Genomic DNA, 21732 nt, shown 5'->3' on the forward strand with positions numbered 1-21732 from the left:
TTTGACAAGCCTGGACTGCATCTGAATCGGTGCGAAGACAGCGACATCAGCGACGAATCGAGCGCGGGCAGAAACACCGACTCACGCATCTACATGTTTGCGCATCGCCCGCTCGACCACATCCAGATAATGATCGATACCCGGCGTCGCGCGACTCTGTTCTTTCGCGCGGTCGTCCCATTTCCGCAAACGCAGCGCATCTTCCGCATAGGGCTTCCGTAGAAACGCCTCGGTTTCCTCCGTGCTGAAGATGCCGCCCTGCAATTCCAGACTCCGAACCGAATCGGCGGAGAGCTGCCCAAAATACGTCTCGTCGATCGCGCACAGGCAGCGCTTCGCGTCGACGTGCAAGCGGATCGGCTCCAGCACCGCATCCGGCAGCACCGGCCGCAAGAACGGCAGCGCGAAATACTGATGCAGATCGTCGATGCCCCGTTCGGTCGGCGTATCGCCTTGCAGATTGAGCAGATGCCCGAGGTCGTGCAAAAATGCGGCGGCGACCAGCTCGTCGGTGGCGCCCTCCCCCTCGGCCAGTGCACCGCTCTGCAACGCATGCTCGAGTTGCGTCACCGGTTCGCCGCTATAGGCCAGATTTCCGTACCGCTCGAACAGCGAACGGATGTCGTTCAAACTCAATGCCACGCTCTCACTCCTAAGGTAATGAAAGGGTCTTCAGATTGGCGAAGCTCTTCATCGCTTCCTGAACGCCTTCCTTGTAGCCAAGCCCTAAGGCCTTTATGCCGCCGAACGGCGTGAGCTCGATCCGATAGCCGGCACTTCCCCCAACGTTGAGCGTCCCCACGCGCAATTCGTTGATGAGGCGCGTGACCGCCGAGAAGCAAATACCGTTCAGTTGCCAGCCGAGCAGGCCGCGCACCTTGTCCTTCGTGGTGTCCACGGCCACCGCGGCGCCCGCCTCGGCGACGGCAACGGCAACGGCGATGGCGAGCAACGTGCCCGCGCGCAGGTAGCGAGGTCGTTCATCATCACCGTCGCGCCCGCGCCGCCGTTCGCCTGCGGGTCCCAGAAGTCATTACCGCAGATGCCGTGCACCGACGGCGGCACGCCACACACGATCGACAGGTGGTTCGGGTCGGTGAACGACGGGATCACACAGTCGCCCTTGAAGGCCGCGCCGCCTGCGAGCATCTTGCCGATGGACGGCGCGACGCCGGCCACGACCGCGGCGTCGAGATAAGCGAACTCGCAGCCGTCGACGCGCACCACGACCGTCGCTTGCAAAGGCAGCCGGTAGCGGCGGCCGTCGACTTCGATCGTGCGTTCGCCAGAGCTTGCCATCGTTGCCTTCCATGCGTGCGCGGCACGCGTGCTGTCGTCATCCGTTGCAGCCGCACCTGAGCAATCAGTCTTTCAATTGTTCAGAAGCGGAGCGGGCGGCAATTTCGCCGGTGCTGCGGCAACCGCTTTACTCGCCGCTCTACCGGCCATCTCGCACGCCGCATGCGCACGCTGCAAACCACCGTTCACATGCGCGCGCATCAGCGTCGCGGCAAGCTCGGCGTCACGCGACGCGAGCGCCGTCAGAATCGTGCGATGCTCGGCCAGCGAGCGCTCCATTGCGCCGGCATGCACCGCCAGCGTGGCGCGACGAAAGAGGCTCAACTCGCTCACCAGCCTGCGATACGTCTCATACAACTTCAGGTTCCCCGACGCCGCCACGAGCGCGTCGTGAAACGCCATGTTCGCGCGCGTGTACGCTTCGTGATCGCGCGCGTCGGCTGCGGCGCGCATCGCGTCGAGCCAGTCACGCAACCCCGCGAGCTGGCCCGCGTCGATGCTCGCAGCCAGCATCCGGCACGCGGCTTCTTCGAGCACCGCGCGCACCGCGTAGATCTCTCCCGCTTCCGCCAGCGACACCGTGCGCACGAACACGCCACGGTTCTTCTCGATGCGCACGAGGCCGGCCTGCTCCAGCGCGCGAAACGCCTCGCGCACCGGCCCGCGCGACACCCGCAGACGCGCAGCCCAATCGGCTTCGTTGAGCTTGTCGCCGGGCGCAAGCAGGCCTTCGACGATGTGCCGCTCGATCTCGTCGCGCACCAGGGTGGTCAGCGAGTGCCTACGCACCACTTCGATCGGATCGGCGGAAACCGTTCGCATATATTCGGTCATTTCGACAAATTTTGCCACATCGATCGATAGATGCCGACGCGCCGCCACGGCGCACCACCCAGGCATGGAGCGGGCGTCAGTCCGCCCGACGACGCGGGACGCGCGCGGCGATCAACACCAGCGCGGCCAGCGAGACCAGCAGCAGAATCAGCGACAGCGCGGAAGCCGGCAGGTAATAGCCGCGCTCCACCTGCCCGACGACGACGATCGGCACCGTCGCGAAACCCGGCGGATACACGGTGAGCGTGGCGCCGAGTTCGCCGAGCGAGAGCGCGAAACCGAGCGCGAGACTCGCGCGGATCGCCGGCACCAGTTGCGGCAGCACCACGCGGCGCAACACCATCGACGGCGGCGCACCGAGGCTCGCCGCCGCTTCGCGCAGCACCGTCAGCTCCGGGCGCAACGCAGCGGCCGCGCAGCGGTAGCAGAACGGCAGCACCAGCGCGAGCTGCACGAACACGACGATCGCCGCCGAGCTCGACAGATCCACCGGCCGCTTGTGATAGGCGATCAGCACGGCGAGACCGAGCACCACGCTCGGCACGCCGTTGGGCATCATCGCGATGGTGTCGACGATGGCGCCGAGCCCCCGCCGGTCGCGTCCTTCGAGTGCGAGCGCGAGCCACAGGCCGAGGATCGTGCCGAGCACCGCGACGCCCATGCCGACTTCGAGGCTGGTCGTCAGCGCGTCGAAGTCGCTCGAACCGAGACGCTCGAACCAGCGCATGCTGAAACCGTCGGGCAGGATCGTACCGGACCAGTGCGCGGCCACGCTCGACAGCGCGACCACCAGCACCGGCAGCACAAATAGCCAGAAGCACAGCAGCGCGGCGAAGCCGAGAAACAGGCCGCCGAGCATGCGCACCAGCAGACTGTGGCGCACCGGCCGCGCCTTCTTGTGCATGACCGGCAACACGGTCGGGTCGAGTTCAACGGCCATGGCCCGCTCCTTTCGCCTTGCGACGATTGACCTGGCGATACAACGCATATAGAGACAAAGACATCATCAGCATCACGACCGCGCCGGCGGCGGCGGTCGGCAGATCGAGGTCGACGGTAGCGGCGCTGTAGATCGCCACCGGCAGCGTGATCAGATGCGCGCTGCCGAGCACGAGCAGAATGCCGAACTCATTCAGTGTCAGCAGGAAACAGAGGATCGTGCCCGCCGCGATGCCCGGCCACGCGAGCGGCAGGATCACCTTGAACGCGACCATCAGGCCGTTCGCGCCGAGGCTGCGGGCGGCTTCGATCAGACGCCGGTCGAGCATCGCGAACGAGGCGAGCGTCGGACGCACGACGAACGGCGCGTAGAACACCACTTCCGCGAGAATCACGCCGCCGATGCCGAACAGGAAGTCGAGCGGCGGCGCCTGCAGATTGAAGAGCCGCTGCAAGCCGATGCTGACCGAGCCCTGCGAGCCGTACAGAAAGATCAGCGTGAAGGCGACCAGAAACGACGGGAACGCGACGAACAGTTCGAGAAAACGGGTGATCAGCCGCGCGCCGGGGAACGGCTTGAAGAACAGGATCGACGCGATCGCCACGCCGAGCAGCGACGCGAGACCCGCGCTCGCGAACAGGATCCACAGCGTCGTGCCGATCACGCCGCGCGTTTCGGGGTTGCCGAAGAAGCTGGCGTAAGCCTGCACACTCGGACCGTGCGCGCCGGTCAGGCTGAGCATCACCAGCCGCACGAGCGGATAGATGACCAGCGGTCCGAGCACGACTACTGCGATGAAAAGCAGATGCCATTGCGCCGCGCGCTCGCGCCGCTTCACCGCGGCCGTATGCGCGGCAGCGCTGGCGCTGCGGCGCGCGGCGGCGGCAGCGTCGGCCTCAGACGCGCCGAGCGCAGCGGACGTATCAGGGGTTGATAAGGACGACATCGTCAGCCTCGTAACGCAGGGAAACACGCGCGCCCTTCTCCGGCATCATGCCGTGGCCGCGCTGCATGGTGACGAGCACCGGCTCGTTGGGCAACGCGTCGAGCACGACCGAGACCGACAGCACCGCGCCGTACCATTCGACCGATGCGATCGCGCCATGCAACTGCCCCTCGCCGAGCGGCACGATGCGCAGCGCCTCGGGACGCAAACATGCGACGCGGTCGCGCACGTTATGGCGCACGTCGTCCATGCCGAACGCGATCTGCGGCGGCAACAGATTGGCCGCGCCCAGATAACGCGCGACGAAACCATCGGCCGGTGTGTCGTACAGCTGCTGCGGCGTGCCCAGTTGCGCGATGCGGCCGTCGCGCATCAGCAGCGTGCGGTCGGATAGCACCAGCGCGTCGTCCTGATCGTGCGTCACGCAGACGATCGTCAGATTCGGCAAACGCTCATGCAGCGACTTGAGTTCGGAGCGCACCGACGCGCGCAGATTGGCGTCGAGTGCGGACAGGGGTTCGTCGAGCAGCAGCACGTCGGGCTCGATCACGAGCGCGCGAGCGAGCGCCACCCGCTGCTGCATGCCGCCCGACAGTTGCGCGGGCATCACGTGGCCGGCATCGCCCAGTTGCACGAGCTTCAACGCGTCGGCGACGCGCCGCGCGATGTCGCGCGCCGGCGTGCGGCGCGCGCGCAACCCGAAGGCCACGTTATCGAACACCGACAGATGCGGGAACAGCGCATAACTCTGAAACAGCAAGCCGAGATTGCGCTTATGCGGCGGCACGTGCGTGAGATCCTGACCGGCCACGGTCAGCGTGCCGGCGAGGCCGTCCGCTTCGATGAACCCGGCGATGAAACGCAGCAACGTCGTCTTGCCGCAACCGCTGCGGCCGAGCACGGTAAGCAGTTCGCCGCGCTGGATGGTCAACGACAGATCGTCGAGCACCGTGCGCGACCCGAAGCGCACCGTCAGATGATCGATCTGCACGCCGCCCGGCGCGTCCGAATGGGCGGCATCGAGCGCGTCCGGTGAGGCGTCGAGCGCGCCGGGGTGAGCAAGACTGGCCGTATTCACCGGGTTGATCCTCCAACAAGATTGATGCTGACGCGGCACCTCGCGTTTTTTCCTGCAAGGCGCCGCCTGACTCTTTACGTCACGCAGCTTGCATCGCTGCGTGACGTCACTCCATGACGTGCAAACCGCCGGGTCCGACGGCTTACTTCGGCTTGACCACTTCGATCTGCTTGCCCGACGAACCGATCACCTCGTTCTTCCAGCGTGCCGTCCAGTCGGCCTTCTTCGCCATCACCTGGTTCCAGTCCACCGGAATCAGCTTCACGCCAGAAATGGCCTGCTTGACGGTTTCGCCGTTCTTGCCGGCGAGCGGCACGTCGGTGCGGCCCGGAATGCCGAAGATGTCCGGCACCTTGGCCTGCACTTCCGTCGACATCAGATAGTCGACCAGCTTCTTGCCTGCGTCCTGGTTCGGACCGTTCTTGATCAGGCCGATCGCGTACGGCAGCTGAAAGGTAGTCGGCTGGCCGCCGGGCGCGGCGGCAAGGAACACCGGCTTGAGCGACAGGCCGCCGTTGGCCGCGTCGTCCAGATCCATCTGCAGGTCGCCGTTGGCAACGGCAATTTCGTTGCGCGAGAGCAGCACGTCGAGGTAGCCGGTGCCCTTGGTGTGGAACTTGGCGCTCTGCTCGAGCTTCTTCAGATAATCGAACGCCTTGTCTTCACCCATCAGCGACGTGGTCAGGATGATCACCGCCATGCCGTCGCCCGCCGTGGCCGGGTTCGAGTACGCGACCTTGCCGCTGTAATCCGGGTGCAGCAGATCGGCGAAGGTCTTCGGCTGGTTCTTCGTGACCTCGGGGTTGATCGCGAACGAGAAGTAGTTGTTCACGAAAGTCGCCCACGCCCCGTTCGACGCCTTGGCGATCGCGGGCACATTCTTGTAGTTGGCGCTCTGGTAAGCCTGCAGCAGGCCGGCTTGATCGGCTTGCTGGATGAACGGCGGCAGCGTGACGAGCACGTCGGCCTTCGGCTGATCCTTTTCGATGGTCGCGCGGTTCACCACTTCACCACTGCCCGCCGTGACGATGTTGACCCTCACGCCTTCCTTCTTTTCGAAGGCCGGCAGCACGTCCTTGTAGAGGTTTTCCAGGCCGTCGGCGGTGTACAGCACCACGGCGCCGGCTGCGTGCGCCTGCATGGCCGCGCCGCCGAATGCCGCCGCGGCGACCAGCGCCGGCAGCAGTTTGCGAACGAGGCCGGCGCTCGCGTGAAGGGAATTCGTTTTTGTCATGTCGCTTTTCTCCGAAAGGCAAAGAACCAGACGGTCGGGAAGTCCCGATACCTGTTGTGATTGAACGGCGCCGCGCGCCGTGCCGCTTGCGTGTTGCCCGCGACCAGTTGTCGTGCCGGTCTGCGACGATTGCAGATTGCCGACAACTTTGCCGCTTCTTCCCCAGCCTGCCTTACAGCCCACCTACGAGCCCACCTACGACACTCGCGCTGCCGGCCATGCCTGAACGGGCACGGCAAGAATCACAGGTTTCAATGACAACGCCATGACTATTGTGGTGAATTCCAAAAAACGACACAATTCGCCAATAAAGTCCAAGCGCCGCGGCCGTTACCCTTGCTGACGCGGCGAACGGTCGAGGTCGAAGGAGGCTTTGCTCTGCCTTTGAACACCGCGCGATCGGGTCGAGCATCGAAGAGCCGCGCGGCGCTTCTTCGCGGACGCGCGAAGAAGCGGCATGGCCCCAGCCTGGTTCGTCGGACGCCGCGTTCGATCGCATGCTTCGGCGCCTCTGTGGCGGGCTCGCGAAATCGTACACGGTGAAAATGACGCTGTATGCATCCTGCTTCAAACGCAGCGGCATTGGCGCGCCCGGAACGGCTGCGATTGACTCGCGCCTCGCCCTGGCTGTGCGCTGGTTCTGGACGACGGCGCGTATTGTGCCCGCCCGCTGGGGATCTTGCAGCGAGTGAGGGTTCATATCGACGAGGCGCTTGGCGCAAGGAGCCAAAGCAATCCCGCATCCGCATGACAACAGCACCGTCCCACTCCGACGCCTTCAGGCAATCAGAATTTCCGGCCCATGCGCGGTAATCGCCTTGCCGAGCGCACGCTCGGGCGCGAGCTCGGTCACCAGATAGCGCGCCGATTCGATACCGTTGATCCGCACCGGCGTCACGCGGCCGAACTTCGAATGGTCGGCGACGATCACCACCATGTCGGCGGCGGCGATCATGCGGCTGCGCACCTCGGCGGCCATGCGGCTGTAGTCGCTCAGATAGCCGTCCGGTGAAATCCCGCCCGCGCCGATGAACGCGAAGTCCGCGTGGTATTGCGTGAGCTGGTGGACCGTGTCGAGCCCGAAGGTGGCGTCTTCGATATCCGACAGTTCGCCGCCGAGCAGCGTGACGCGGTTCTCGTTGCGCCGACCGAGCAGCAGCGCGATGCGCCAGTCGTTCGTATAGACCACCAGCCGATGCCGGTCGAGCAGCGCACGCGCCACCGCCTGCGTGGTGCTGCCCGAATCGATGATCAGCGATGCGCCATCCGGCACGAACTCGGCCGCACGCTCGCCGATCGCCCGCTTCGCCCCCGCGTTGGCGGCTTCGCGCGTGTCGAGGTCGGGCTCGCGCCGGTCGCTCGACAATGCGCCGCCGTGTGTCGTGACCAGCAGGCCGCGCCCGGCCAGCGCATTCAGATCGCGGCGGATGGTCTCGCGCGACACGTTCAGTTCGCGCACCAGCTCGGCGACCGAGAGCGCGCCGGTTTTGGCGACTTGCGCCAGGATGTATTGGTGACGTTGTTCTGCGAGCATCTATGGAAGGCCGGCAAGCCGGCACGCTTGAGGTTTCGCCACGGTTGGAGAAGGCCGGCGTATTGTAGTACGCGATGCGCGACGATGCGTCTGCAGGCGCGCTCATCCGCGACTTACCTGCTAACCTTGGTGCCCCGGCCGCGCGCCGGCGTCAGGCCGATGCCTGCCGATACCGCTGGTCCGTCAACCGAACTACCGATGCCGCCACTGTTTCGCCGTCTACTTCTGCTGTTCCATGCGTTGCGTTACGGCGCGCGGCTGATCTGGCTCGCCGCGCCGCCCGAACACAAACTGCACTGGATGATCCAGCTGGTCGGCCGCGTGCACGCGTCGGGACGCAGCGGCCAAAGCCTGCACAACGTGCTGCCCGCGCTCGGGCCGCTCGCGAGCCGGTTCGCGCAAACGCTCGCCGAACGGCCCGAACTCGCGGGCGCAACCCTGCATGACGCAATCGACGCGATCGATCATCTGGAAACCCCGCTGCCGCCCCACGAATCCGCCGAGGCGCTGGCGCGCGCGTTCGGTCAGCCGCTCGCCACGCTCTTCAGCGCGGTCGACCTCACGCCGATGCGCCTCGGCTTTGCCGAGCAAACGCATCTGGCGCGGCTCGTCGTGCCGGTGAAAGGTCATCGCGAAGTGGCGATCAAACTGGTGCGCGCCGATCAGTTGCAACAAATCGGCGACGAACTCGCGCTGCTGCGCTGGGTCGCGCGCTGGCTCGAAAAGCTCTCCGGCACGGCGCGCCGCCTGAAATTGCGCGTGCTTGCGCAAAGCTTCACCGACGACATCCTGCGCCGCTTCGATCTGCGCGCCGAAGCCGCCAACCTGAGCCAGACCGGCCATCATTTCGACGGCGACAAGCGCATCGTCGTGCCGGACGTGATCTGGGAACTGTGCACCGCGCACACGCTGACGATGCAGCGCATCAGCACCTTGACGACGAGCGACCTGCCGGGCCTGCACGCGCATCACATCAAGCTCGCGCCGCTCGCCGCGCATATTGTTGAAGTCGTGTCCGAGCAGGCGTTCGAGCATGGCTTCTTTCACGCCACGCTCGATGCGCGCCGCGTGCGCGTGAGCATCGAGCCGGACACGCTGGGCCGCCTCGTGCTGGCGGAGTTTTCGATCATGTCGACCCTCTCCACCGGCGAGCGCGAGTTCTTCGTGCACGGCGCGAGCGCACTGTTCGCGCAGGACTACGGCCGCCTCGCCGACCTGCACCGCGATGCCGGACACGTGCCGCCCGATACGCGCGCGGAAATGCTCGAAGCCGAGCTGCGCACGCGCGCCGAAGCGCACTTCGCGGCGGCGCCGGAAGACCGTTCGGCGGGTTCGCTGTTTCATTATCTGCTGCATGCGGTGCAGCCGTTCGCCGGCGCGGTGCCCGCGCGCCTCGCCACCGCGCAGCGCTCGTTCCATCAGGCGGAGATGCTGGCGCGCGCGTTGCATCCCGGTGTCGATACGTGGAATATCACGCGCGGCGTGATCGCGGACATCGCGCGGCGCGACGTCGATCATCGCGGCTGGATCAAGCGCATCTCGCGCGAACTGCCGCATCTCGCGCATATGCTGCCGCGCATGCCGCAACTGGCGGTCCGCTATCTTCAGCATGAGCATGCCCGCGCGCGCACGCCGCAGCAGAACGCGCAGCTGATCGCGGATATCGGGCGCGAATACCGGCACACGCGAGTGCTGCTGTGGGCGTGCGTGCTGTGCGGCGGAGCGCTCGGCGCCGGAACGATCCTGCTGATGTGGTGATGAGGCCGAGACGCGACATCCGCGTGAGACGTGCAACACGCGGCCGGATCGCCCGAACCGATTGCAGCTTCGAACAAGACACGCCGTCCGTTTGCCGACAAGATGACGGCTTTTCCCCCTAGCCGTTGCCATGCTCGCTTCCTTCATTGCCGCTGTGTTCGTCGTGCTGTGGTCGACCGGTTTCGTGGTCGCCCGCGCGATCACGCCGTATGCCGACCCCAATCTCTTTCTGCTCGCGCGCTTCGGCGGCACCGCGCTGATCTTCGCGCTCGCCGCCGTGCTCGCGCGCGCGGCATGGCCGACCGGCCGCGACTTCGGCAAGCATCTGGCAGCGGGCGCACTGCTGCAAGGCGTCTATCTCGGCGCCGGTTATTGGGCTGTCGCGCAAGGTCTGAGCGCCGGCGTGATGGCCTTGCTCGGTGCGCTGCAGCCGCTCGCGACGGCCGCCGTCGCGGCGCCGCTGTTCGGCGAGCGGCTGTCGCGGCGCGGCTGGAGCGGCATGGCGCTGGGGCTCGCCGGCGTCGTGCTGGTGCTCGAACCGAAGCTCGCATCGGCCACGCCGCCAACGCATGGCAATGCGCCTGGGTGGCTCGTCGTATTCATCTCGATCGTTGCGGTCGCCGCGATCACGGCGGGCACGCTGTTTCAGAAAACCTCGCTGGCAAAGGCCGATATTCGCAGCGCGAGCGCGGTGCAGAATCTCGGCGCAGCGTTCGTCGCGGTGATGCTGGCGCTCGCGCTCGGCGAGCATCGCTGGATTGCGTCGACCACCTTATGGGTCTCTCTGGCTTGGGGCATCGTGATGCTCTCGGGCATCAGCGTCACCTTGCTGGTGTGGATGGTCAGACGCGGCGACGCGGCACGCGCCACCGCGCTGATGTTCCTCGCTCCGCCGCTCGCTGCGCTCGAAGGGTTTGTCGGCTTTGGGGAGACGTTGATGCCGTTGCAGATCGCCGGATTTGCCGTCGCGTTGGTGGGAGTATTGCTGGCGCGCTCGTGAAGGTGGTTTGGGGTGTTGGGGCGCTAGGGCGGCGGGCCTTGTGCTGGGGGGGGGCGGGGCTGGTGGGTCGGGGCTGGTGGGTCGGTGCCGGTGGGTCGGTGCCGGTGGGTCGGTGCCGGCGGGTTGGGGCTGGTGGGTCGGTGCTGAAGGTTGGTGCTGGTGCTCCTGCGCTGGCGGCACTTATGTCGATGCTCTTGCGTAGACGCCGTTGCCTTGCCCCTCGTCGAGCACTCGCCGGCACGCCTCAGTCAGCCGTGTCCACGCCCACCGGCACTTTGGCGCGCGCCTTCTCCCCTGGCAAGGGGGCCCACGCCGGTCGGCTCTTGCGCGCGGAATCCACCACGACGATGTAGCGCCCGGCCCAGGGCGTGATCTGCCGGTCGCTTTTCAACACCCACAGCGATTTACCCGAGTCGATCAGCGCCGCGTATTCGGCATCGAGAACGCCATAGTGGTCGAGAAATGCATTGAGCGACGCGGGCATCCGCACGCAGCCCTTCGAATGGCGAATTCCGAGCAACGGTTCGAGCCGGTCGGGATCGGTGGAATGCATCTGGAAGCGCATCTGCGACACGCCGCCCTTGCCCCACCCACGCTCGCCCTGCGCCCAGCCGAGGTCGAAGATCCGCATATCCCGCCTGCCGTAGCCACGGATGTGGTTTTCGTTCTGCGTGCCCTCGGAGCGGAAATCCATGTTGGCGGGCGTATGTTCGAACACGCCGAGCGGCGTGATGAAATGGTCGAATTCGCCGGGCCGGCCGGTCGCAACCGGCGACGCGCCAATCATCTGCCAGGCGTCGGCCGGGACCGCGCGAAAGTAGATCAGCAGCGCCTGAATATTGGCGTTGCGATCGACCAGCACGACGTACTCGCCCGACAGATTGCCCAACGTGTTCGCTTCGAGCGCTGTTTCCAGGCGGTCGGCATAAGCGCGCTGCTCGGCGGCAGGCACCTTCAGGCGGCGTGTCACATTACGCGCGAACACGTCGCGCAGCAGAAACGCCCGGCGTGGATCGACGACGCCGGCGGCATCGGGTGCGGCAAGCGCGGCCGCATTGATGTCGAGTGACGGACCGTTTGCCTCGATCGGTGCCGGCGCCGAGGCCAATGTCAGTGCCGCTGGCGATACCGTCCCGTGAACCGGCGCAGCCATCGCGGCGACACACGACAGTGCGCACACGACGGCACCCAATGTGCGCGTCAGAATCCGGCAGGCTTGCGTGACGGAAACAACGTGGGAAATCACGTAAGAAATAACGTGAGAAGCGACGTGAGAAAAGACCTGAGAAGCAGGCGTGCCGCGGTTGATGCACGCCGCGAACCCCGTGCGCGCCGCACGCGGCATACCACGCCGATGCACGACCGACGCGAAAGTCAGGCGGTCCAATACAGGCTGGCCAGGCCGATCTGGATGGTTCATCGCGTATTAGGGCAAACCTGATTATTATTGACTGCTCGCCGGGTCACGCGGCGCTCGGAACGAGGATGTTACTCAGCACATTGCATTTTGTCGATGAAGATACCGTCAATTCTTCAATTCAATCGAAATAGGCCGAGCCTCTTTAACAAGCTGCGCGACAGTTTAGAAATAAACGCAATAGGGATTTAAAGCCAAAATCAGCGATAAAACCGAGACCGATCCATCACTTCATTGCAGCAGCAACTGTGCCACGGTCGCCCGTTCGTCGTTTCGTTATTTATCTTACTGGCGCGCGAGCGTTCATGGCCGACACCATGTCAGCACGGAAGGAACCCGGAAAATCATGACACAAGACGACAAGAAGGCCCGCCAGGCGGGCATCACAGCCGAACTGCACGTCCCTGCCGAGTTTGACGCCGAGCAGGAAATCGAGCGCCGGGTCGCTTTTCTGGCGAACTACCTGAGCAGCAGCCGCCTGAAAACTTATGTACTCGGCATTAGCGGCGGCGTCGATTCGACTACTGCCGGTCGCCTTGCACAACTCGCAGTCGAACGATTACGCGCCGATCATTACGACGCGCATTTCGTCGCAATACGTTTGCCTTACGGCGAGCAGAAAGATGAAGCCGACGCGCAACAGGCATTGCGCTTCATTCGTGCGGAGGAAAATCTCACCATCGACATCAAACCCGCGGCCGATGCCATGCTTGCCGCACTGGATAAAGGCGGCGTGCCATTTAATGACGAATCGCACCAGGATTTCGTGCACGGCAATATCAAAGCCCGCCAACGCATGATTGCGCAATACGCGGTGGCCGGCGCGCGCTCCGGCGTGGTGATCGGCACGGACCACGCAGCCGAGTCGGTGATGGGCTTCTTCACCAAGTTCGGCGACGGCGGCGCCGACGTGCTGCCGCTCGCCGGGCTGAGCAAGCGCCGGGTGCGGGCGGTGGCCAAGGCGCTGGGCGCGCCCGAAGCGTTGGCGCACAAGGTGCCGACCGCCGACCTCGAAATGTTGCGGCCGCTGCGCCCCGACGAAGACGCATACGGCATCCCCTACGACACGATCGACGACTTCCTGGAAGGCAAACCCGTCAGCGATGCGGCGCGCGACATCATCCTGCGATTCTACGACGCGACGCTTCACAAGCGCGCGTTGCCGTACACGCCGTTCGACTGGCCGGCACAGGGTGGTGGGCAATAAAAGCGGGGGGAAGTGACGGCGGGAAACCGCGGCGTCAACCTGAACCGGCGCGCGTTCCTGCCGCGCGCCGCATTCAAAAGTTCAACCGCGGAGGATTACTGCGCGGGCGGCTCGTCAGTGAACAGGTCGGCACTCGCTTCGAGCGTCTGGCCGCCCAACTGCTTGCCGTGAATCTGCCGCGCGATCACATCGCCGACATAGGGCACGTTCGCGTCAAGTTCGACCGTGGCGTACGCGCCGGGTGTGCCGGCGTCGGTCACCTCGACGTTTTTCGCATAGTGCCCAAGTTCGCGCGTGAGGAATTCCCGCACTTCCTGCTCGCTGCACGATTGGGCAATGTTGCGCACGATCAGATTCATACGGCCTACCCGCGACGCGCCTGACGCTCGGTATGTCGATCCGCGTCCCGTATGCGCACGGGGCGCAGCGCAGCGCGCTGTTTCGCCTGAGCGGCGGCGAATTCGCGGATCACTGCAACACCGGCGGCGCCCAGGGCGACCAATGACAGATAGAAGGCAATCATTTAAATCTCCTCTGCGAAATTCGTCCTGCAATCTGGATAGCCACAGTCGATAGTCGAAAACACGGCGATGCGACACGGTACTTAAAAAACGGACTGAAACTCTCCGTCAATGCACTGTACCTGAATAAGCAGACTCGGAAATAGCAAAACATCTGTTCATTTGACGCAGTGCGGGGTCGGGACGACGCCTCGGCACCAACGCGGCGACCGCAAAAAACGGGCCGCGGCATCCTGCGGGGGACGTGCGCGAGAGGCGGACTGATCGCGGGAATCAGTCCGCCGCTTCCACATTGGCCGCACTCACCCACCAGGCGTTCTTGCCCTGCGGCAGTTGAACCAGCACCGCGGACGGGTCGTCGACACCGTCGTCGGCAATCTCACAAACGGGCAGGCCATCGGGCAGGTGCTTCACTTCGCCGGCCGCCTGGAACAACGCGATGCGCTGCGCGCTCAGCGGCCGCAGTTGGCGGTACACATCGAAGCTGATTGCCGCGGGTACATCGCCGCGAATCTGCAACGCGTCGGCTTTGCCACAGTGGATCGGCTCGGCCGCGAGCGCGGCGGCGCTGCCGGCGAGGCAGCCGAAAGCGAGCGCCACTGCGGCAAGACGTGAATGGGTCATGGTGATTCTCCGAAAAAATGAGGACAGCAGGCTGCGGGAGCGGCAAGCAGCACGCCTGAATAGCGCGAATGAACAACGAACGCAATTGGGCCGCAGAGGTCGAGGTGCGGCCTCAGCGCGCGCCGTCGTGTTCGGCGCCCTGCCCGTCGTCGCCACCGGCGGCGACGTCGAGCCGGCTCACGTCGCAGGAGGTCTGGCCGAAGCCAGAATAAACCATCGACCAGTTACCGACGATCGTGGCTTGCGCCTGGGCGAGACTCAGCTTGCCTTCGCAGACGCAACGCTTGAGCATGACCGCCGCGCGCGCCTTGCGACGTTCGCCCTCGCGGCCCGCCCACGGCAGAAGATCGAGGTTGGCTGGAGCGTCCGGCGAACCGCCGAGTACGAGCGGCACACGCCGGTCGAGCGCGAAAGCGACGCCGTCGTCCGTATCGATGCCACGCTCGGCCAGCATCTGATCCTTGCGCGCCATCCATTCGTCGAAAGGCGGCGCGACGGCGTCCGCATAGCCGGGCCGGCAGATCGTTTCGCGGATCGATTGCTGTGTCACGCGTTCATCGAGCATCTCGCTGTCCTGCGCGTAGGCATGCGTGATACGCAGAGCTAACGTCGTGGCGAGGCCCAGCAGAAGCACCGCGCGCCGAGTTTTGCGAACGGGACGCGTCCAGCCGCGCTGGTCCACGCGTGCCGGCGGCGTCGCCCCATTCGCACTGCGGGTTGGGTGGCCGAAAAAGTGAGTAAAACGCGTGTGTGTAAGGCCTGCGTTCATTCGTCGGCGCGCCGGCTGCGGCGCGCAATAGTTCAATTCGCAGACCAATTAAAACACATTCAATATACGTATGTACAAAAGCGCCGCCATGGCAGGCGGGTCGCGCGAGGCTTCCGGGGCGGGTCGTGGAGGTCGCTGGGAGCGCATCGTCGTAGTTGCGTGAGGTACGTCGGGCGAGATCGCAGCCGTCTTGCCCGACTCCCCGCACCGCTTCACCCCGGCGGACGCGACACTTTGTCCCGCTACGACTTCGCCACCCGCGCCTGCAGAGCGCGAATCCGTCCAAGCGCCTGCTCATTGGACACCGTTGCGTCATACATCTGCGCGAGGTCCGCCTTTAGCGCGGTGCGCGAGCCGCCGTCTAGATAAATCATGTGCCCCGACGGATAGAACCGCGCCGACAGATTCTGCCGGACCTGCTGACTGAGCAGCGGCATCTGCTGCAGATCGAGCACGGTCTGATAGAACGGCGTCACGTAATCGAAGAAACCGTTCGCCGACAGCACCTTCAGATCGGGATTGAGCGCCATCACCGCGGCAAGATCGCCGGCGGTGTACAGAACGATGTTGCCCTTCGAGTCGAGCCCCTTCTGCGCGCCGGTTGGATCGATGTGGCCGAAATCCCAATACTTGAAGGCCTGATCGTTCAGGTCGGTGAACGACGAATTCGACGTGTACTTCAACTGCTCGTTCAGATACACGTTCCACATCGTCGTATAGACGCCGGTGACCGCCGTCATGGTCGGATCGTTGCCGCCGGAGTTCGGATCGATCTTGCCCGCAATGCCCGTGTCGATCGCCGTCACGCGGCCGTCGTACTCACCGAGTGCAAGCCCTTGCGACTTCAGCAGCGTGGTCAGGAAAAGCGAATTGCCCCGGCTGTCATACGCGGCGATATCCAGGCTCCACGCGAGCAGCGTCGTTTTGTCGATGCCGGTGTATTCACTCAGTTTCTCGACCGTCGCCGTGTCAGTGGTCGGAAACTTGCGCAATGCGGCCAGGTAATCGGTGCGCGCGAATTGCGCGACTTCCTCGGCGAACACGCCGAGATCGGTCGGCCGCGGCGCGAGCCCGAGCTTCTTGTGGTACCACGCGTCCGCGGCGGCCGTGGGCAGCGTGCCGACCGGATTGCCGGATTGCGTGTAATCGAGAATCGACGATTGCAGCGTGATGCCGTTCAGATCCACGCCGTCTTCGTGCAAGCGGTACGCCAGCACGCAACTGCGTGCCGTGCCATAGGATTCGCCGAACAGGTACTTCGGCGAATTCCAGCGGTTGTTCTTCGTCAGAAAACGCTTGATGAACTGCTTGATCGAGTCCGCGTCCTGATCGACGCCCCAGAAGTCGCGGTTCTTCTTCGGCGCGATCGCCGCCGAATAGCCGGTGCCGACCGGATTGATGAACACGAGGTCGCTACGGTCCAGCAGACTGTCCGGATTGTCTTCCATCGAGTACGGCGCGGGCGGCGTGAAATTCGGCATCGACGTCTTGATGCGGCGCGGCGCGAACGAGCCCAGCAGCACGAATACGGACGACGACCCCGGCCCGCCGTTATAGAAGAACGTCAGCGGACGGGCTTCTTCCTTCTGGTGGTCCTGCGTGAACGCCACGTAGAACATCCGGGCTTCCGGCTGCGAACTGCTCGGGTCGACGATCACCAGATGACCCGCCGTCGCCGTGTAGTTGATCTTGCGCCCGCCGAGCGTCACCGAGTGATGCGTCACCGCCGCGGTTTCGGCGACTTCGGTGACGGAATCGTCCGGCCCGTTGCCATAGGCGACCGGATCGAAGAACGGCTGATCGCCGGTTTTGCGCGCGGCGGCGGACGCCGAGGTGGTCGAAGCAGAAGAATTGTGCGGCGACTGCGGACTAACGGAAGCTGACTCTGTGTTCGTCATGATCGCTCCATGGGTTCGTTCACGCCTGGTTATACGTCGCCCTTTGACGGGCGCTTTCTTCGGGACGTCTCTACAGGGACTTCCTTTCAGCGGCCCTCGACGACGAAGCATCCTCCGGGTGCGTTCCCTGAGGATGCTTCATCATGTGTCCCGAAGCGGACTGCCTCCGAGCCCCCGAGGGACGCGCAAGGGGCCATTCATCGGGACCCAGCAATTTGCAGACTATAGTGCGGCCGCCACCTTCTGACCATTGGGACTGCCGAGGCCCGTGCAGGCATCCCAGCCGGTGGCCGCCGCAAAGCTGCCGTTGTTGCCTTGCGTGATGTCGTTGCATGCACCCGGCGCCTTATACAGCTTCGGATTGACGAAGCCGGCCGGCTGCCCTTTCGCCGCGTTGATCCGCGCAATCAGCGCAGCCCACAGCGGCGCGACCGCGCTGGTGCCGCCAACCACCGTCTGCGTGCCGTCGATCAACACGCTGTAGCCCGTGACCGGCGACGCGTCGCCCGCCACGTCGGGCACGCCGCGCCCGCTGAGCGGCTTACTCCCGCCGCCAGAAGACTTCGCCGACAAACCCTTCTGCCACACCGGGACCGGGAACGCCCGGCTCACCCCGCCGCCGCCCGCGCCGCCTTGCGCGCCGTCGTTCCACACCACCTCGTGCGAGATCGACGTGCCCGCCGCGGTCAGGCTCGTGCCGCCGCAGGCCAGCACATAGGGGCTCGACGCCGGGAAGTCGACCTGATCGCCGCCGCTCGCGCCGTCGCTCGAGCCGCTGTCGCCGGAGGCCGCGCAGACCGTCACACCGAGCGCCGCCGCATTCTGCAGCACGCTGTTGAACGCCTTCAGGGACTGGCTGGTCCAGATCGATTCCGGGCCGCCCCAACTGATCGAGATCACCGACGGCTTGTTGGCCGTGTCGTGCACCGCGCGGCTCACGGCGTCGATGAAACCCGCGTCGCTGTTCTGCGTGAAATACACGGCGATGGTCGCGCCAGGTACGATCGCGCCGACGATTTCGATATCGAGCGTGACCTCGCCGTCCGGCCCATTCGGGTCGCCGCTCGGATGATTGCCGCCTTGATCGACACCGACCGATTTCACCGTGGGCGAAGCCACGCCGAGGCTCGCGAAATAAGTGTTGAGATCGGTGGTGTTATAGCCTCCGCCGAGTTCGATGATGCCGACGCACTGCCCTGCGCCATCGCCTTGCGGAAACTGATAAAGCGATGCGAGTTGCGGCGGCGTGAAAGACGCCTGGTGCGCCTTGGCCGGCACGAATGGCGGCCGGATGCGAAAGTGCGGCCGCGCCTGCGGCCGGTTGTCGAGCCCGAGCACCGCTTCGACCACGCCATGCAGATCGTCCGGCAAGCTGATCGCGCCGGTGCGCCCGCGGAACTGGCCGGCCGTGTGGTGTGCGTAATGTTCCAGCTTGACCTCGAACGCGCTCTGGAATTGCGCGATCGTGCCGCTCAACAGAACCGAGCGCGCCGCCGGATCCTCGCGCACGACCGTCAAGCCGTGCGCGGTGGCGAAAGTCTTCACCTTCGCGACGTCGTCCGGCGCAGCGCCGTAATCTTTGGCGAGCGTCTCGCGCGACAGCGGCTGGACGCCGGGGTCGCCGGCTTCGATCCGGCTCATCAGCGCATCGAACTGCGCCTGCTGCTGACGGCGCAGCATCACGAAAACCTCGATCCGCTCCGCCGGATCGCATTGCCCAACGACCTTCGAACCGAGTTCTTCTGTTCGCTCGCTTCCCGGCAACGGGTGCTTGTTGACCATGATGTCGACTCTCCTGTAAGCGTGACGGCCCGGGCCGCAAAGTGGACCCGAGCACGGCGCGCGCCTGCCCGGCTCGATGGCATGGCGCTCGGCGGCCGCTTGCTGATTCAACGGCTTCCTCAAACCGTCCGACCCGAGCATTCGAACACAGTTCCGGCGCGAACGGCAGTTATCCGGATGGCCAATGCGCGCTGCGGCAATGCGCATCCCGCGCCGCTCGCGCTATGATGCTGCATCGGCGATCCAGCCGTTGCATTGCCTCGCGCGCCGTCCGCGCGCCCGATCGAAGAATCAGAGGAACCCCATGTCAATTTCGATGTATCAAGCATCCCTGCCCGTGCTGATTCGCGGCCTGACGAACCTGCAAGGCATCCTGGGCAAAGCCGAAGTGCACGCTGCCGAGAAGCAGATCGAACCTTCGGTGTTCACGAACGCCCGGCTCGCGCCGGACATGCTGCCGCTGGTGCGTCAGGTCTATATCGCGAGCGATACCGCCAAGGGTTGCGCCGCGCGTCTGGCCGGCGTCGAAGCGCCGAAATACGAAGACGTCGAACAGACCTTCGACGAGCTGCAAGCCCGCCTTCAGAAGACGATCGATTACCTGAAGGAATTCACTGCGGCGCAGATCGACGGCTCGGAAGAGCGTCCCATCACGCTGAAGATGCGCACGGGTCCGATCGAGTTCACGGGGCTGTCGTATCTGCTCGGGTTCGTGCTGCCGAACTTCTATTTTCACGTGACGACCGCGTACGACATTCTTCGTCACAACGGTGTCGAACTCGGCAAGCTGGATTACCTGGGCGGCATCAAGTAAAGCGAGCACCGGCGTGCGGCGCGGCACGCGTTTGACGCGACTCCCGCGATGCGTCATGCCGCGATGCTAGATGCGTGGCTGGAACGCGATGACCGCCATGCCGGCCAGCGTCAGCGCAACGCCGGCCGCGTCCCACGGCGTGGGCCGCACCTTGTCGACGCACCACAGCCACACAATCGCCACCGCCACGTACACACCGCCGTAAGCCGCATACACGCGGCCTGCAGCGGTGCCGTGCAGCGTCAGCAGCCACGCGAACAGAGCGAGGCTCAGCGCGCCGGGCAATAGCAGCCACGCGGAGCCGCCCTCTTTGAGCCAGCGCCACGGCAAATAACAACCGACAATCTCGGCAACGGCGGTCACGGCATACAGCAGGAAAGTTTTCATCGAAGGTGGCAAGCGGGTGGTCGTGTCGCCGCGTACGGATGCGCGGCGCCCTATCGGCTTTATTAACACAATCACCTGGCGAAGCGGGCATGCCGCGTGCGACAGTTCTCGCTCCCAGTTCCCTGTGGGCTATCGGTCATGAGCGTCGCGTCACCCTGTATCGACATCTGCAAGTTCGACAGCAAAACCGGCTTTTGTATCGGCTGCCTGCGCACGCGCGACGAATGCAAGACCTGGAAGAAGATGAAGGACAAGCATCGCCGGAAGATCATCGAAGACCGTCCGCGCCGCGAGCATAAGCTGAAGAAGTGAGCGCCTCGCGGGACCATTGCAACGAACCGTTCGAGGCATCGCCGAGCGGGTCTCGTCAGTCGATTGAAAGCCGTAGCGCGAAGCCGATCAATGCCGATGAAAATGCCCAGCGCTGCAAGGTCTGCGCAAGCGGATGGGCGCGCATCCAACCGGCAATCCGTGCTGCGCCGATTGCGTAAAGCACATCGAAACACGCGCCGATGGCCAGTAGCACCGCTCCCAGTTCGATCATCTGCCAGACGACCGGCCCCGCTTCCGGACGCACGAATTGCGGCAACAGCACCGAGCAGAACAGCAACGCTTTCGGGTTCAGCAGATTCGTCAGCAAGCCTTTGATAAACGCGGCCCGCAGCGGATGCGCCACGGCATTCGCGCTCTGCGCAGCGCTGCCGTCATGGCCGCCCTCGGGCAGAGCGAACACCGGCGAGCGGAAAATCTGAATCCCCACCCAGGCGAGATACACCGCGCCGCCATAGCGCACGACGTCATACAGCCACGGCGCGCTGCGCAATAGCGCCGCGACGCCGCACGCCGAGAGCGTCACGTGTGTGGCGCGCGCCAAACCCAGCCCGGCGGCGGCCGCGAAACCGCTGCGCACGCCGCGTCCAATGCTGGTTTGCAGGACCAGCGCCATGTCCGGCCCTGGCACCGCGTAGACCACGACCAACGCTGCGATATAGACCGCCAGCAGGTGTGCGGAAATCATCTGAGCCTCCTGTTTTCAAGGGCTCTATCTTGCTATCGGCGGCGGAGGGTTTGCTGGCGAATTTCTGTCTTCCTGGTCACGTCTTTGGAGGATTGCGCTAATATTGCGTCTTCAAGCCCAGCTTTCCCCTATTTCAGCGCAGCCCCGCTCCAAGCCATGACCTCCGAGCTCGACAAGACAGACCGCGCGATCCTCGCCGCGCTGCAGAATGACGGCCGCATGTCGAATGCGCGGCTCGCCGAAACGGTCGGGCTGAGCGAGACGCCCTGCGCGCGCCGTCTCAAGCGCCTCGAGAGCGACGGCTATATCGAACAGTACCGCGCGATGCTCTCGCGCTCCGCGCTCGGCTTCGGCGTCGTCGCGTTCGTCTATGTGCGCTTCGCGGTGCACGACCGCGCGGTGGCGACCCGCTTCGAGCGCGAGGTGCAGGCCATCCCGCGCATTCTCACGTGCCACAACGTGTCGGGCAGTGCCGATTACATCCTGCAAGTGGTGGCGCGCGACCTCGACGATTACGGCAGCTTCATGCGCGACGAGATGCGCAGCCTGCCAGGCGTGACATCGGTGGAGTCGGCGTTGTCGTTGCGGGAAGTAAAGGCCAACGGCGGTTTGCCGCTGTCCTGAGCACGAACGTGGCATAGTCACCCCTTTGAAACGGCGTGAGCCGACCAG

General features: G+C 64.8%; 22 protein-coding genes and 2 pseudogenes. 6 read left to right on the forward strand and 18 right to left on the reverse strand.

What is annotated here, in order from left to right; translation table 11 throughout:
- Window positions 1-81 precede the first annotated feature (81 nt).
- The 9 genes and pseudogenes from PQQ53_RS09900 to PQQ53_RS09940 form a co-directional block, all read right to left on the reverse strand.
- Window positions 82-642, reverse strand: coding sequence for a phosphonate degradation HD-domain oxygenase (locus tag PQQ53_RS09900; RefSeq protein WP_408149749.1), 561 nt, complete (start codon window positions 640-642; stop codon window positions 82-84).
- 10 nt (window positions 643-652) lie between these two features.
- Window positions 653-826 (reverse strand): annotated as a pseudogene (locus tag PQQ53_RS09905) (aldehyde dehydrogenase family protein); the annotation flags it as partial.
- A 3-nt stretch (window positions 827-829) separates the two neighbouring features.
- Window positions 830-1299: pseudogene (locus PQQ53_RS09910) on the reverse strand (alkaline phosphatase family protein); the annotation flags it as partial.
- Window positions 1300-1371: 72 nt separating this feature from the next.
- Window positions 1372-2133, reverse strand: a complete 762-nt coding sequence (locus PQQ53_RS09915; RefSeq protein ID WP_408153183.1) for a phosphonate utilization associated transcriptional regulator — start codon at window positions 2131-2133, stop codon at window positions 1372-1374.
- Window positions 2134-2209: 76 nt separating this feature from the next.
- The gene (gene phnV, locus PQQ53_RS09920) at window positions 2210-3073 is read right to left on the reverse strand and encodes a 2-aminoethylphosphonate ABC transport system, membrane component PhnV (RefSeq protein ID WP_408149745.1); all 864 of its coding nucleotides are present in this window, start codon (window positions 3071-3073) and stop codon (window positions 2210-2212) included.
- Entirely contained in the window at window positions 3063-4019 is a 957-nt protein-coding gene (phnU, locus tag PQQ53_RS09925; RefSeq protein ID WP_408323905.1) for a 2-aminoethylphosphonate ABC transporter permease subunit, read from the reverse strand. The genes phnV and phnU overlap by 11 nt, the downstream gene beginning before the upstream one ends.
- On the reverse strand, window positions 3997-5097 hold the full coding sequence (phnT, locus tag PQQ53_RS09930) for a 2-aminoethylphosphonate ABC transport system ATP-binding subunit PhnT (RefSeq protein ID WP_408323907.1): 1101 nt from the start codon (window positions 5095-5097) through the stop codon (window positions 3997-3999). The genes phnU and phnT overlap by 23 nt, the downstream gene beginning before the upstream one ends.
- Before the next feature lie 142 nt (window positions 5098-5239).
- Window positions 5240-6331: a 2-aminoethylphosphonate ABC transporter substrate-binding protein gene (phnS, locus tag PQQ53_RS09935; RefSeq protein WP_408149739.1), complete on the reverse strand. Its 1092-nt coding sequence runs from the start codon at window positions 6329-6331 to the stop codon at window positions 5240-5242.
- A gap of 778 nt (window positions 6332-7109) precedes the next feature.
- On the reverse strand, window positions 7110-7865 hold the full coding sequence (locus tag PQQ53_RS09940) for a DeoR/GlpR family DNA-binding transcription regulator (protein ID WP_121321486.1): 756 nt from the start codon (window positions 7863-7865) through the stop codon (window positions 7110-7112).
- Window positions 7866-8063: 198 nt separating this feature from the next.
- On the opposite strand from PQQ53_RS09940, the gene PQQ53_RS09945 reads away from it, so the two are divergent.
- Both PQQ53_RS09945 and PQQ53_RS09950 read left to right on the forward strand, forming a co-directional pair.
- Window positions 8064-9623: an ABC1 kinase family protein gene (locus PQQ53_RS09945; protein WP_408323909.1), complete on the forward strand. Its 1560-nt coding sequence runs from the start codon at window positions 8064-8066 to the stop codon at window positions 9621-9623.
- A 130-nt stretch (window positions 9624-9753) separates the two neighbouring features.
- Window positions 9754-10623, forward strand: coding sequence for a DMT family transporter (locus PQQ53_RS09950; protein ID WP_408152985.1), 870 nt, complete (start codon window positions 9754-9756; stop codon window positions 10621-10623).
- 244 nt (window positions 10624-10867) lie between these two features.
- Here the strand turns inward: PQQ53_RS09950 and PQQ53_RS09955 are convergent, their stop codons facing one another.
- Window positions 10868-11776: a L,D-transpeptidase gene (locus PQQ53_RS09955; RefSeq protein WP_408324113.1), complete on the reverse strand. Its 909-nt coding sequence runs from the start codon at window positions 11774-11776 to the stop codon at window positions 10868-10870.
- 610 nt (window positions 11777-12386) lie between these two features.
- Between PQQ53_RS09955 and nadE the strand changes: the two genes are divergently transcribed.
- The gene (gene nadE / locus PQQ53_RS09960; protein WP_408323911.1) at window positions 12387-13247 is read left to right on the forward strand and encodes an NAD(+) synthase; all 861 of its coding nucleotides are present in this window, start codon (window positions 12387-12389) and stop codon (window positions 13245-13247) included.
- 95 nt (window positions 13248-13342) lie between these two features.
- Here the strand turns inward: nadE and PQQ53_RS09965 are convergent, their stop codons facing one another.
- The 6 genes from PQQ53_RS09965 to PQQ53_RS09990 all read right to left on the reverse strand — a co-directional run bounded on the left by PQQ53_RS09965 (window position 13343) and on the right by PQQ53_RS09990 (window position 18841).
- On the reverse strand, window positions 13343-13606 hold the full coding sequence (locus tag PQQ53_RS09965; protein WP_408149731.1) for an RNA-binding protein: 264 nt from the start codon (window positions 13604-13606) through the stop codon (window positions 13343-13345).
- Between the two features lie 5 nt (window positions 13607-13611).
- Window positions 13612-13770, reverse strand: a complete 159-nt coding sequence (locus PQQ53_RS09970; RefSeq protein ID WP_408149730.1) for a hypothetical protein — start codon at window positions 13768-13770, stop codon at window positions 13612-13614.
- Between the two features lie 271 nt (window positions 13771-14041).
- A complete protein-coding gene (locus tag PQQ53_RS09975; RefSeq protein ID WP_408149728.1) occupies window positions 14042-14392 on the reverse strand; it encodes a hypothetical protein in 351 nt (116 codons plus the stop codon).
- A 112-nt stretch (window positions 14393-14504) separates the two neighbouring features.
- Window positions 14505-15161, reverse strand: a complete 657-nt coding sequence (locus PQQ53_RS09980) for a hypothetical protein (protein WP_408152990.1) — start codon at window positions 15159-15161, stop codon at window positions 14505-14507.
- A 242-nt stretch (window positions 15162-15403) separates the two neighbouring features.
- Window positions 15404-17059 carry a S10 family peptidase gene (locus PQQ53_RS09985; RefSeq protein WP_408149724.1) on the reverse strand — a complete coding sequence of 552 codons (1656 nt, stop codon included), beginning with the start codon at window positions 17057-17059 and terminating at the stop codon, window positions 15404-15406.
- Window positions 17060-17281: 222 nt separating this feature from the next.
- On the reverse strand, window positions 17282-18841 hold the full coding sequence (locus PQQ53_RS09990; RefSeq protein WP_408149722.1) for a S53 family peptidase: 1560 nt from the start codon (window positions 18839-18841) through the stop codon (window positions 17282-17284).
- Between the two features lie 304 nt (window positions 18842-19145).
- Between PQQ53_RS09990 and PQQ53_RS09995 the strand changes: the two genes are divergently transcribed.
- On the forward strand, window positions 19146-19655 hold the full coding sequence (locus PQQ53_RS09995) for a DUF1993 domain-containing protein (RefSeq protein WP_408152994.1): 510 nt from the start codon (window positions 19146-19148) through the stop codon (window positions 19653-19655).
- A 66-nt stretch (window positions 19656-19721) separates the two neighbouring features.
- Here the strand turns inward: PQQ53_RS09995 and PQQ53_RS10000 are convergent, their stop codons facing one another.
- Window positions 19722-20042, reverse strand: a complete 321-nt coding sequence (locus tag PQQ53_RS10000; protein WP_408149718.1) for a YnfA family protein — start codon at window positions 20040-20042, stop codon at window positions 19722-19724.
- A 138-nt stretch (window positions 20043-20180) separates the two neighbouring features.
- On the opposite strand from PQQ53_RS10000, the gene PQQ53_RS10005 reads away from it, so the two are divergent.
- A complete protein-coding gene (locus PQQ53_RS10005) occupies window positions 20181-20354 on the forward strand; it encodes a DUF1289 domain-containing protein (protein ID WP_408149716.1) in 174 nt (57 codons plus the stop codon).
- A 55-nt stretch (window positions 20355-20409) separates the two neighbouring features.
- Here the strand turns inward: PQQ53_RS10005 and PQQ53_RS10010 are convergent, their stop codons facing one another.
- Window positions 20410-21060: a LysE family translocator gene (locus PQQ53_RS10010; RefSeq protein WP_408149714.1), complete on the reverse strand. Its 651-nt coding sequence runs from the start codon at window positions 21058-21060 to the stop codon at window positions 20410-20412.
- Window positions 21061-21216: 156 nt separating this feature from the next.
- On the opposite strand from PQQ53_RS10010, the gene PQQ53_RS10015 reads away from it, so the two are divergent.
- Entirely contained in the window at window positions 21217-21684 is a 468-nt protein-coding gene (locus PQQ53_RS10015) for an Lrp/AsnC family transcriptional regulator (protein WP_408149712.1), read from the forward strand.
- The last annotated feature ends 48 nt before the right edge of the window (window positions 21685-21732 follow it).

The sequence above is a fragment of the Paraburkholderia strydomiana genome, from assembly GCF_046030495.1.
Taxonomy (GTDB): Bacteria; Pseudomonadota; Gammaproteobacteria; order Burkholderiales; family Burkholderiaceae; genus Paraburkholderia; species Paraburkholderia strydomiana_A.